Raw genomic sequence first — 11,883 nt, 5'->3', positions numbered from 1 at the left:
CACCGAACCCGCGCCCCGCCCTCCTCCGTGACCGCCTCAGGAAGCCGTCGGCGGCGTCGACCCGCCGGGGGCGTCCTTGTGTGCGATCTTGCCCAGGGCGTCCTTCGCCTTGCTCGTACCGGTCTCGATCTTGCCGTGGTACTTGCCCTTGGTCTTGGAGTCCACGGCCTGGGCCATCTTGTCGAGGTTCTGGCCGATCCTGCCCTCGTGCTGCTGCGCGAGATCGCCGACCTTGTCCTTCGCCGGAGCGAGCTTGGCCTTCAGAGTGTCCAGCAGGCCCATGGGTCACCTTCCAGTGGCGGTGGCTACGTACGGGCGCTCTCGCCGGCCTCGCTGTCCGCGGCGGCCTCCGCCGACTGCTGCTTCGGGATCTCCACGGCTTCCGCCGCAGGAGCCTCCGTCGCCGCCGGCTCGGCCTCGGCACCGGTCCGGGCGACCGCAGCCTCGGACTCCGCGGTCACGTCCCCGGACGCGACTTCCGCGGTCGCACCTTCGCCCTTACGACGAAAAAACCGACCAAAAACGCCCATGTCTACTCCCATAACGTTACTCGTGCGGGTGAAGTTCCGCCTTGTGCGGCCCGGCCTCCGCCGGGCTTACGCCCGGCGCAACCCCGCCAGGGCAACGACCCCGCCGGCGCCCCGTCACGTAACTCGATCGGGTACATGCAGCAACGTTTGCGAGACTGGGGCGGTGAGGAATGCAGCCCCCGCCCCGCGGGTCATCGCCGTCGTCGGTCCCACCGCGGCCGGAAAGTCCGATCTGGGCGTAGCCCTGGCCCGTCATTTCGACGGCGAAGTCGTCAACGCCGACTCCATGCAGCTGTACCGGGGGATGGACATCGGCACCGCCAAGCTGACGACCGAGGAGCGCGGCGGAGTCCCGCACCACCTCCTCGACATCTGGGACGTGACCGAGACCGCGAGCGTCGCCGAGTACCAGCGGCTGGCCCGCGCAGAGATCGACAAGCTGCTCGCCCAGGGGCGTACGCCCGTCCTCGTCGGCGGATCGGGCCTGTACGTGCGCGGCGCCCTCGACGCCATGGAGTTCCCCGGCACGGACCCCGAGGTCCGGGCCCGGCTGGAGGCGGAGGTCACGCTGCGCGGCCCCGGAGCCCTGCACGCCCGCCTGGCCGCCGCCGACCCGGCCGCCGCCCAGGCGATCCTGCCCAGCAACGGCCGCCGCATCGTCCGCGCCCTGGAGGTCATCGAGATCACCGGGAAGCCGTTCACCGCCAACCTGCCCGGTCACGAGTCCGTCTACGACACCGTGCAGATCGGCGTCGACGTGGCCCGGCCTGAGCTCGACGAGCGGATCGCGCTGCGCGTGGACCGGATGTGGGAGGCCGGGCTGGTGGACGAGGTCCGCGCGCTGGAAGCCCGGGGCCTGCGCGACGGAATCACCGCTTCCAGGGCGCTCGGCTACCAGCAGGTGCTCGCCGCCCTCGCCGGCGAGTGCACGCAGGACGAGGCCCGGGCCGAGACCGTCCGGGCGACCAAGCGCTTCGCCCGCCGCCAGGACTCCTGGTTCCGCAGGGACCCCCGCGTGCACTGGCTCAGCGGCGCCGTCGCCGACCGGGGGGAACTCCTCGGACTTGCGCAGTCGTTGGTCGAACGAGCGGTCACAGCCTGATCACGTGATGGCATCGGGACGCCCCGTGCGCCCGTTCGGGGCCCCGAGCCGTGCCATCATCAAATTCCGCGGGTGCGGTCACCGGCGGTGAACAACGGCGTACGAAGTCCGAGTGGGGAGGGCGCGTGGCGATGGAGGCCGGCCCTCGCGACACCGGGCAGGACGGCACGAGGCAGGGAACGGACCCGAAGCTCTGGGGGCACCAGCCCCCGGTCGCGCCGGGAGAGGTTCCCGAGCCCGAGGCCCTCGGCCTGCCCGCCGATCCGGCGCGGCTGACCCCCGACGGCCCGGACGTACCGGACACCGCCGAGGCGGAGGCGGCCGCCGGTCCCGAGTTCGAGGTCGAGCTGCGCCCGCAGCGCCGCCTGCGGATCTGGCAGATCGCCCCGATCGTGATGCTGGCCGCGGCCGGCTCCCTGATGTTCGCCTTCCCCCTCGCGTTCGAGTTCGGCGACGGCGGAGCCGTGGTCGCCATGCTCGGCTTCCTCATCTGCTGCTGCGCCGGCGGCTGGGGGATGATGGCCGCGCGCCGCGTCGGCTACACCTGGCCCGGGCTCCCGCCCCGCGGCAGCGGCCGCCGCCCCGACTGGCGCATGGCCGGGCTGTACGCCCTGGTCGCGCTGGCCGTCGTGGCCCTCGCCGTGTACCGCGTCGCACGGCTCCGGTAGACGCCGCCGACCTGCACGGACACCCGCTCGGTACCATGGCCGGGTGACGCAGACGAGCCTCTCCTTCCTCAAGGGCCACGGCACCGAGAACGACTTCGTGATCGTCCCGGACCCGGACAACGCCGTCGACCTGCCCGCGACCGCCGTCGCGAAGCTCTGTGACCGGCGCGCCGGCATCGGCGCCGACGGCGTCCTGCACGTCGTCCGGTCCGCCGCGCACCCCGAGGCCGCCCACATGGCCGACGAGGCCGAGTGGTTCATGGACTACCGCAACAGCGACGGCTCCATCGCCGAGATGTGCGGCAACGGCGTCCGCGTCTTCGCCCGCTACCTCCAGTACGCCGGCCACGTCGAGCCCGGCGACCTCGCCGTCGCCACCCGCGGCGGCGTCAAGCGCGTGCACCTCGACAAGAGCGGCGACGTGACCGTCTCCATGGGCCGCGCCGTCCTCCCCGAGGAGCAGGTCACCGTGACGGTCGACGACCGCGCCTGGCCCGCCCGCAACGTCAACATGGGGAACCCGCACGCCGTCGCGTTCGTCGACAGCCTGGACCACGCCGGAAAGCTGCTCGACCCGCCCCCGTTCAGCCCGGCCGAGGTGTACCCGACGGGTGTCAACGTGGAGTTCGTCGTCGACCGCGGCCCCCGCCACGTCGCCATGCGCGTCCACGAGCGCGGCTCCGGCGAGACCCGCTCCTGCGGCACCGGCGCCTGCGCCGTCGCCGTGGCCGCCATCCGCCGCGACGGCGTCGACCCGGCCGTCACCGGCGAGCCCGTCACGTACACCGTCGACCTCCCCGGCGGCACCCTGCTCATCACCGAACACCCCGACGGCCGGATCGACATGACCGGACCGGCCGTCATCGTCGCCGCGGGCGAGTTCGACGCGGCCTGGCTCACCGAAACGGCTTTCGGCTGAAGCTTCCCTCTAATGGGTGATCCGTTTCACGCTGAGCGAGAGGCGGACTGCGCCACGTGGTGGGGTCGGTAGCATCAGGCACCGGCCCTGAGGGCTCACCCCATGCCCGCCACCGCCGGTCGAAGCCGCCGGAGGTGCCCATGAGTGCAGAGGCCACGAACCCCGAAGCACGCCCCGAAGCGCGCCCCGAACTCCGCAGACGAGGCCGGACCCGCCTTGACCTGCGACGACTCGGGCGCGCGGCCCTTCTCGGGCCCACATCCCGAGACCGGCTCCCCGATGCCATCGGCCACGTCGCCGAGGCGCACCGCGCCCATCACCCGGACGCGGACCTGTCCCTCCTGCGCCGCGCGTACGTGCTCGCGGAGTCCTCGCACCGCGGCCAGATGCGCAAAAGCGGTGAGCCGTACATCACACATCCGCTCGCCGTCACCCTGATCCTCGCCGAACTCGGCGCCGAGACAACCACCTTGACGGCCTCTCTGCTCCACGACACCGTCGAGGACACCGAGGTGACCCTCGATCAGGTCCGCGCCGAATTCGGCGACGAGGTCGCCTTCATCGTCGACGGCGTCACCAAGGTCGAGAAGATCGACTACGGGGCCGCCGCCGAACCCGAGACCTTCCGCAAGATGCTCGTCGCCACCGGCAACGACGTCCGCGTCATGTCCATCAAACTCGCCGACCGGCTGCACAACATGCGCACCCTCGGCGTGATGCGCCCCGAGAAACAGGCGCGCATCGCCAAGGTCACCCGGGACGTCCTGATCCCGCTCGCCGAACGGCTCGGCGTCCAGGCCCTCAAGACCGAGCTGGAAGACCTCGTCTTCGCGATCCTGCACCCCGAGGAGTACGAGCACACCCGCGCGCTCATCGCGGCCCACGCCGGGGAGAGCGACCCGCTGCCCGCCATCGCCGACTCCGTGCGCGGCGTGCTGCGGGAGGCCGGCATCGCCGCCGAGGTCGTCGTACGGCCCCGGCACTTCGTCTCCGTGCACCGGATCTCCCGCACGCGCGGCGAACTGCGCGGCTCCGACTTCGGCCGCGTCCTCGTCCTCGTCGGCGAGAACGCCGACTGCTACGCCGTGCTGGGCGAGCTGCACACCTGCTTCACCCCGGTCGTCTCGGAGTTCAAGGACTTCGTCGCCGCCCCCAAGTTCAACCTCTACCAGTCGCTGCACACCGCCGTCGCCACGCCCGAGGGGTACGTGGCCGAAGTCATCGTCCGCACCCGCCAGATGCACCGGGTCGCCGAAGCCGGCGTGGTCGCCCTCGGCAACCCGTACGCCACCGCCCCCGCGGACCCCGGATCCCCGGCCGACCCCGCCGACTGCGACGAGGAGCGGGTCGACCCGACCCGGCCCGGCTGGCTCTCGCGCCTCCTCGACTGGCAGCAGTCCGCACCCGACCCCGACACCTTCTGGAGCGTGCTGCGCGCCGAGCTCGCACAGGACCGGGAGATCACCGTCTTCCGCGCCGACGGCGGAGCCCCCGGCACGATCAGCCTGCCCGCCGGCGCCAGCTGTATCGACGCCGCCTACGCGCAGTACGGCGAGGCGGCCCACGGCTGTATCGGCGCCCGGGTCAACGGGCGCCTCACCTCACTGTCCTCCCGGCTGTCCGACGGTGACACCGTCCAGCTGCTGCTCGCCCAGGACGCCTCCTCCGGTCCCGCCGCCGACTGGCTGGAGCACGCCAAGACCCCGGCCGCCCGGATCGCCATCGGCAGCTGGCTCCAGGCCCATCCCGACTCGGCGAACCCCACCACCACCCCGGCCCGGGCACCGCTGTCGGTGGTCGGCGCCCGCGGTGGCGGCGGCAATGCCGTCGTCGACCTGCCGGACGCCACCGTACGGCTGGCCGGCTGCTGCACGCCCGTACCGCCGGACGCCGTCGCCGGGTTCGTCGTACGGGGCGGGGCCGTCACCGTCCACCGCATCCACTGCGCGTCGGTGGCCCAGATGCGCGCGCTGGGCCGGACCTCCGTCGCCGTGCACTGGCGGGCCACGGCGGACTGCCGGGTCACCCTGCTCGCCGAATCGTTCGGCCGCCCGCACCTGCTGGCCGACCTGACCGAGGCCATCGCCCGCGAAGGGGTCGAAGTGGTCTCCGCGACCGTGGAACCGCCCGTCGAACAGCGGGTCCGCCACACGTACACCCTGCAACTGCCCGACGCGACCGGACTGCCCGCCCTGATGCGGGCGATGCGGGACGTGCCCGGCGTCTACGACGTGCGCCGGGCCTGAGGGCCGGCCCTCAGGGGATCGGCCGCGCGGCGCTCCCCGGCTGGGCCGGGCGCTGCCGGAAGGTCCCGTTCGGGTGGAACCGTCGCGCGCCGTACCCGGGCACGCGTCGGGCGCTGGTAGCGGTGGGGGATGCAGCTCTCCTCCCCGCGCCTGCGCGCCGCCCTGCTCGCCGCGGCCTCCCTCACCCTGGTCGCCGCCGTGCTGCCCCCGCCGAAGCCGCTGGGCATCGGCGACACGCTGTTCCCGCAGCTCGGGAACCCCGGGTACGACGTCCTCACGTACGACCTGTCCTTCACGTACAAGGACAACAAGAGCCCGCTGGACGCGGTCACCGTCATCGACGCCCGCGCCCTGGAGCCGCTGGAGCGGATCAACCTCGACTTCACCCACGGAACGGTGGCGTCCGCCCAGGTCAACGGCGAGGCGGCGCGCTTCGAGAGCGCAGGGGAGGACCTCGTGCTCACCCCGGCGAGGCCGGTCACGCCGAACGCGCCGCTCCACATCGAGATCCGGCACACCAGCGACCCGCGCGGCATCGCCGACGGGGGCTGGGTGCCCACCGAGGACGGCCTGGCCATGGCCAACCAGGCCGACGCCGCCCACCGGGTCTTCCCGTGCAACGACCACCCGTCGGACAAGGCGTACTTCACCTTCCGGATCACCGCCCCGGCCGGTCTCACCGCCGTGGCCAACGGGGTGCCCGGCACCCTCCCGGCTCCCCGCGCCGCCGGCGCGACGACGTGGACGTACCGGACCCTGCACCCCATGGCCACCGAGCTCGCCCAGGTCTCGATCGGCTCCTCGGCCGTGGTCGGGGGCACCGGCCCGCACGGCCTGCCCCTGCGCAGCGTGGTCCCGGCCGCCGACCGCGAGCGGCTGGAACCCTGGCTGAAGAAGACCGCCGGGCACGTCCGGTGGATGGAGCAGCGCGTCGGCCGCTACCCCTTCGAGAACTACGGGGTGCTGATCGCGCGGGCGAAGACCGGGTTCGAACTGGAGACGCAGACCCTCTCGCTCTTCGAGAACGGCCTGTTCTCCGGTGAGGGCTACCCCGAGTGGTACGTCGAGGCCGTCATGGTCCACGAGCTCGCCCACCAGTGGTTCGGCGACAGCGTCACCCCGCGCACCTGGTCCGACCTGTGGCTGAACGAGGGGCACGCCACCTGGTACGAGGCCCTGTACGCGGACGGCCTCGGCAAGTACTCCCTGGAGCGGCGCATGCGCGAGGCGTACCAGCGCTCCGACCAGTGGCGGGCGGCCGGCGGCCCCCCGGCCGCCCCCAAGCCCGCCGCCCCCGGGGAGAAGATCGGACTGTTCCGCCCGGTGGTCTACGACGGAGCGGCGCTGGTGCTGTACGCGCTGCGCCAGGAGATCGGCGAGAAGGCCTTCGACGTCGTCGAGCGGCGCTGGGTGGCCGAGCACCGGGACGCGACGGCCGGCACCTCGGACTTCGTACGCCTGGCCTCGGAGGTGGCCGGACGGGACCTGGAGGCCTTCCTGGAGCCCTGGCTGTACGGGAAGACGACCCCGGCGATGCCCGGGCACCCGGAGTGGGGCGGCCCGAAAAGCGTGTGACCGGCGGGGAACGGGCATGTCACCATCGACGGGGCCGCACGCCGGGGGAATCTCCCGGCGATGTGACACGTTGGACGTGACAGTGTTATGTCACTGTCACGCCCGGCCCCGGCCGCGCGCGACACGGCCGCATTCGATATCGACGTAAGGATCCAATGACCTCCTCTTCCTCCCCTTCCCAGGACGCGCGGGACGCACGGGACGTGCAGGACTCGCAGAGCTTCACCGAGAGCCTCCGGGCCGACGCCCTGATGGAAGAGGACGTCGCCTGGAGCCACGAGGTCGACGGAGACCGCGACGGCGATCAGTTCGAGCGCTCCGAGCGCGCGGCACTGCGCCGTGTGGCCGGCCTCTCCACCGAGCTCGAAGACGTCACCGAGGTCGAGTACCGGCAGCTGCGCCTGGAGCGCGTCGTGCTGGTGGGCGTCTGGACCTCCGGAACGGTGCAGGACGCCGAGAACTCCCTCGCGGAGCTCGCCGCCCTCGCCGAGACGGCGGGCGCCCTCGTGCTCGACGGCGTCATCCAGCGCCGTGACAAGCCGGACCCGGCCACCTTCATCGGCTCGGGCAAGGCCCGCGAACTGCGCGACATCGTCGTCGAGACCGGCGCCGACACCGTCGTCTGCGACGGTGAGCTCAGCCCCGGCCAGCTCATCGCCCTCGAAGACGTCGTCAAGGTCAAGGTGGTCGACCGGACCGCCCTGATCCTCGACATCTTCGCCCAGCACGCCAAGTCCCGAGAGGGCAAGGCACAGGTCGCCCTCGCGCAGATGCAGTACATGCTGCCGCGCCTGCGCGGCTGGGGTCAGTCGCTGTCCCGGCAGATGGGCGGCGGCGGCGGTGGCGGCATGGCCACCCGAGGCCCCGGTGAGACCAAGATCGAGACCGACCGGCGCCGGATCCGCGAGAAGATGGCGAAGATGCGCCGGGAGATCGCGGACATGAAGACCGGCCGCGACATCAAGCGGCAGGAACGGCGCCGCAACAAGGTGCCCTCGGTCGCCATCGCCGGATACACCAACGCCGGCAAGTCCTCGCTGCTCAACCGCCTCACGGGCGCGGGCGTGCTGGTGGAGAACGCACTGTTCGCCACTCTCGACCCGACCGTGCGCCGGGCCGAGACGCCCAGCGGCCGGATCTACACCCTGGCCGACACCGTCGGCTTCGTCCGGCACCTGCCCCACCACCTGGTCGAGGCGTTCCGCTCCACGATGGAGGAGGTCGGCGACTCCGACCTCATCCTGCACATCGTGGACGGTTCGCACCCGGCCCCGGAGGAGCAGCTGGCGGCCGTGCGCGAGGTCATCCGCGAGGTCGGCGCGGTCAACGTGCCCGAGATCGTGGTGATCAACAAGGCCGACGCCGCGGACCCGCTCGTACTCCAGCGGCTGCTGCGGATCGAGCGGCACTCCATCGCCGTCTCGGCGCGCACGGGGCAGGGCATCGAGGAGCTCCTCGGGCTCATCGACTCCGAACTGCCGCGCCCCGAGGTCGAGGTCGAGGCTCTCGTGCCGTACACGCACGGCTCGCTCGTCGCCCGGGCGCACGCCGAGGGCGAGGTGATCTCCGAGGAGCACACCCCGGAGGGCACCCTGCTGAAGGTCCGGGTCCACCAGGAACTCGCGGCGGATCTGGCGCCGTACGTGCCGGCGAAGCGGTAACGCACGACGCTCCGCACACGACCGAGGGCCCCCTGCCGTGCAGGGGGCCCTCGGTCGTGTACCCGTCCCGGTGGACGGGTCGTCCACCGGCAGGGGCCTACCTGAACTTGGCGCTCACCGCGTCGAAGACGCCCTTGGCCTCCGGGCCCAGCCGGGGCCCGGCCAGCCAGCCAGCCTTGGCGGGGCCGATCGAGGTGTTCGACACCAGCGCCGGCTTGCCGTCACTGCCCGTGGCCACCCAGCCGCCGCCGGACGAGCCACCGGTCATCGTGCAGCCGATGCGGTACATCACCGGCGCGTTCGCCGCCAGCGACAGCCGGCCCGGCCTGTCGGTGCACTGGAAGGCCTTCTGGCCGTCGAACGGGGCCGCCGCCGGGTAGCCCGTCGCCGTGATGCCCGCGACCTTCGGCACCGCCGGAGCGTTGAACTCCACCGGGAGCGCCGAACCGACCGTCTCCTCCAGGGACTTGCCGGTGCTCTTCTCCGGCGTCACGTGCAGGACCGCGAAGTCGTACGGGGCGCCCGCGCCGCCGGTCGGGCCGCCGTTCGCGATCCACTGGTCGGAGGTCTGCGCCCAGTCGCTCCACCACACGCCGTACGGGGCCACCTGGTCGCGCGGAGCGCCCTTGAGCTGGGCCGCCGGCTTGGCCGCGTTGTTGTACGAGGGGACGAAGGCGATGTTGCGGTACCAGCCGCCGGACTTGCCCGCGTGCACGCAGTGACCGGCCGTCCAGACCATGTTGGACTTGCCCGGGTGGGCCGGATCCTTGACCACGGTGGCCGAGCAGACCATCGAGCCCTCGGGACCGTCGAAGAACACCTTGCCGGACACCGGAACGGTCGTGTGGTACGGCGCGTTGGCCGCCCTGGCCTGCACCGGAACCGGGGTCGGGTCCGTGACGCCCTGGTCCTTGCCGGCGTCCGGGTCGACCGCCGGGGACTGCGGGGTCTTGTCGGCCTCACGCATCCGGTCCGGATCCCACAGACCGTCGATGATCGGGTTGATGTAGTCGCCCGCCTCGCGCAGCCAGTCCTCGCGCTTCCAGTTCTTCCACGCACCCCCCTTCCACTTCTCCATGTCGATGCCGTGCTGCTTGAGCTGCTCCTTGAGCTGGTCCGGGATCTTGATCGTCCCGTCGTCTCCGGTGGGGAGGCTCACTGCCGCGGTCGGCTTGGCGTCGCCGCCGGCCTCCCCGTCGCCGGGTCCGCAGGCCGCGGCGGTCATGGCGAGTGCCGCCGCGCACAGGATCGCGGTGACCGGTCGGTTCGGTCGCATGTCGTGAATCCCCCTGGTGATTCTGGGCGTCAGACGCGGTGCAGTTGAGGTACACGGGACACGCGAGGTGCGTGCCGCCGAGTGCAGCACCCCACTATGCCGCTGTCGTTGGGGACGGCACAGCCCGGGGCTGCGGTTCCGGAACCTCACGAAGCAGCGCACTCGGGGAGCAGAACAAGGATCTTGGGTCCACCCGTGATCCGCCGCCGTCACCGTCGTTGGTACGTACGGGGGACGGGGGAGCAGCGTTCATGTTCGAGGCGCAATCCGGTGGAGCAGTCCGGTGAGGCAGTCCGTGCGGGAGGTCCGACAGTCGTGGCTTTGACCGAGCAGGGCGCGGCCGCCGCGCCGGTTCCGCCGCCGGGCGCGCAGGCCCCGCCGGTTCCGGCTCAGGGCTCTCAGGACGCGGAGCCGTCAGCGTCGCCGTCGCGGTCACCGTCGCCTGAGGAGCCTCAGCCACTTCAGGTGCCGGCGCAGGGGGGCAGGGGAGCGGGGGTCGGCGGTCCGACCGGCGGGGCCGGCACGGCCGGCGTGGAGGGCATCCTGCGCCGGCAGGCGATGCGCGAGTCCGCCGCCCGTACGTACGCGCGCTCGCTGCCCATCGTCCCCGTGCGCGCCCGCGGCATGACCATCGAGGGCGCTGACGGGCGGCGCTACCTGGACTGCCTCTCCGGAGCCGGCACCCTCGCACTGGGGCACAACCACCCCGTGGTGCTCGAAGCCGTCCGGGGCGTCCTCGACTCCGGGGCCCCGCTGCACGTCCTGGACCTCGCGACCCCGGTCAAGGACGCCTTCACCACCGAGCTGTTCGCCTGCCTCCCGCCGGAACTGGCCGCCGACGCCCGCATCCAGTTCTGCGGCCCCGCCGGCACGGACGCGGTGGAGGCCGCGCTCAAGCTGGTCCGCACCGCCACCGGGCGGGCGGGACTGCTGGCCTTCACCGGGGCGTACCACGGGATGACCGCCGGGGCGCTGGGCGCCTCGGGCGGAGCACCGGACGTACGGGTGACCCGGCTGCCGTTCCCGCAGGACCACCGCTGCCCGTTCGGAGTCGGCGGCGCCGAGGGCGCCCGGCTGGGAGCCCGGTGGACCGAGAGCCTGCTGGACGACCCCAAGGGCGGGGTGCCGACGCCCGCCGCGATGATCGTCGAGCCGGTGCAGGGCGAGGGCGGGGTCCTCCCGGCCCCGGACGCATGGCTGCGCCGGATGCGCGAGATCACCCAGGCCCGGGGGATCCCGCTGATCGCCGACGAGGTCCAGACCGGCGTCGGCCGCACCGGCGCCTTCTGGGGCGTTGACCACGCCGGAGTGGTGCCGGACGTGATGGTCCTGTCCAAGGCCATCGGCGGCAGCCTCCCGCTGGCGGTGATCGTGTACCGGTCGGACCTGGACGTCTGGGCCCCGGGGGCCCACGCCGGCACCTTCCGGGGCAACCAGCTGGCGATGGCGGCCGGGACGGCGACCCTTGCCCACGTACGGGAGAACCGTCTCGCCGAGCGCGCCGCAGTCCTGGGCGAGCGGATTCTGACGGCGCTCCGCGGCCTGGCCGCCGCCCACCCGTGCATCGGGGACGTCCGGGGCCGCGGCCTGATGATCGGCGTCGAACTGGTCGACCCCCACACCGGGGCGGCGGCGCAGGCCCTGGCCGCGGCCGTGCGCCAGGAGTGCCTGAACCGCGGCCTGATCGTCGAACTCGGCGGCCGTCACTCCAGCGTCGTCCGCCTCCTGCCCCCGCTGACCATCACCGACGAGCAGGCCTCCGCCGTTCTCGACCGTCTGGCCGACGCCATCCCCGCCGCCGCCTCAGCCTGCCGGCCCCACTGACTGCAAGGACCCGCGATGCCCGACTCCCAGCACCCCGCCACCCACGCCCCGACCACTCCGTGGCGGGCGGGCGGCAGCCCAC

General features: G+C 72.7%; 10 protein-coding genes. 7 read left to right on the top strand and 3 right to left on the bottom strand.

The features are described from left to right. Window positions 1–36: 36 nt before the first annotated feature. Entirely contained in the window at window positions 37–282 is a 246-nt protein-coding gene (locus ACFXA3_RS20325) for an antitoxin (protein ID WP_385188555.1), read from the bottom strand. A 23-nt stretch (window positions 283–305) separates the two neighbouring features. Next, on the bottom strand, window positions 306–461 hold the full coding sequence (locus ACFXA3_RS20320; RefSeq protein WP_385188554.1) for a gliding motility protein: 156 nt from the start codon (window positions 459–461) through the stop codon (window positions 306–308). A 232-nt stretch (window positions 462–693) separates the two neighbouring features. Here ACFXA3_RS20320 and miaA point away from each other — a divergent pair, with 232 nt between their 5' ends. The 6 genes from miaA (at window position 694) to hflX (ending at window position 8,701) form a co-directional block, all read left to right on the top strand. Next, window positions 694–1,632 (top strand): tRNA (adenosine(37)-N6)-dimethylallyltransferase MiaA, encoded by a 939-nt coding sequence (miaA, locus tag ACFXA3_RS20315; protein ID WP_385188552.1) that lies wholly within the window; start codon window positions 694–696, stop codon window positions 1,630–1,632. Between the two features lie 131 nt (window positions 1,633–1,763). Then, on the top strand, window positions 1,764–2,300 hold the full coding sequence (locus tag ACFXA3_RS20310; RefSeq protein WP_385188550.1) for a hypothetical protein: 537 nt from the start codon (window positions 1,764–1,766) through the stop codon (window positions 2,298–2,300). A gap of 43 nt (window positions 2,301–2,343) precedes the next feature. Beyond that, window positions 2,344–3,219, top strand: coding sequence for a diaminopimelate epimerase (dapF, locus tag ACFXA3_RS20305; RefSeq protein ID WP_385188549.1), 876 nt, complete (start codon window positions 2,344–2,346; stop codon window positions 3,217–3,219). A 140-nt stretch (window positions 3,220–3,359) separates the two neighbouring features. Beyond that, window positions 3,360–5,465, top strand: coding sequence for a RelA/SpoT family protein (locus ACFXA3_RS20300; RefSeq protein ID WP_385188547.1), 2,106 nt, complete (start codon window positions 3,360–3,362; stop codon window positions 5,463–5,465). Window positions 5,466–5,594: 129 nt separating this feature from the next. Further along, window positions 5,595–7,040: a M1 family metallopeptidase gene (locus tag ACFXA3_RS20295; RefSeq protein WP_385188545.1), complete on the top strand. Its 1,446-nt coding sequence runs from the start codon at window positions 5,595–5,597 to the stop codon at window positions 7,038–7,040. Window positions 7,041–7,195: 155 nt separating this feature from the next. Continuing rightward, window positions 7,196–8,701, top strand: a complete 1,506-nt coding sequence (gene hflX / locus ACFXA3_RS20290; protein WP_385188543.1) for a GTPase HflX — start codon at window positions 7,196–7,198, stop codon at window positions 8,699–8,701. Between the two features lie 97 nt (window positions 8,702–8,798). On the opposite strand, the gene ACFXA3_RS20285 is transcribed toward hflX, so the two are convergent. After that, entirely contained in the window at window positions 8,799–9,977 is a 1,179-nt protein-coding gene (locus tag ACFXA3_RS20285; RefSeq protein ID WP_385188542.1) for a trypsin-like serine peptidase, read from the bottom strand. A 531-nt stretch (window positions 9,978–10,508) separates the two neighbouring features. Between ACFXA3_RS20285 and ACFXA3_RS20280 the strand changes: the two genes are divergently transcribed. After that, a complete protein-coding gene (locus ACFXA3_RS20280) occupies window positions 10,509–11,801 on the top strand; it encodes a diaminobutyrate--2-oxoglutarate transaminase family protein (protein ID WP_385188557.1) in 1,293 nt (430 codons plus the stop codon). Window positions 11,802–11,883: the final 82 nt, after the last annotated feature.

Origin of the sequence: Streptomyces sp. NPDC059456, assembly GCF_042750055.1 — a bacterium.
Lineage (GTDB): Bacteria > Actinomycetota > Actinomycetes > Streptomycetales > Streptomycetaceae > Streptomyces.
This window is presented reverse-complemented; position numbering and strand designations above follow the sequence as displayed.

Excerpts from the sequence above, each read along its gene's own strand:
- ACFXA3_RS20325 (WP_385188555.1), bottom strand. The coding sequence starts at position 282 with ATGGGCCTGCTGGACACTCTGAAGGCCAAGCTCGCTCCGGCGAAGGAC.
- ACFXA3_RS20310 (WP_385188550.1), top strand. The coding sequence starts at position 1,764 with ATGGAGGCCGGCCCTCGCGACACCGGGCAGGACGGCACGAGGCAGGGA.
- ACFXA3_RS20300 (WP_385188547.1), top strand. The coding sequence starts at position 3,360 with ATGAGTGCAGAGGCCACGAACCCCGAAGCACGCCCCGAAGCGCGCCCC.
- ACFXA3_RS20295 (WP_385188545.1), top strand. The coding sequence starts at position 5,595 with ATGCAGCTCTCCTCCCCGCGCCTGCGCGCCGCCCTGCTCGCCGCGGCC.
- hflX (WP_385188543.1), top strand. The coding sequence starts at position 7,196 with ATGACCTCCTCTTCCTCCCCTTCCCAGGACGCGCGGGACGCACGGGAC.
- ACFXA3_RS20285 (WP_385188542.1), bottom strand. The coding sequence starts at position 9,977 with ATGCGACCGAACCGACCGGTCACCGCGATCCTGTGCGCGGCGGCACTC.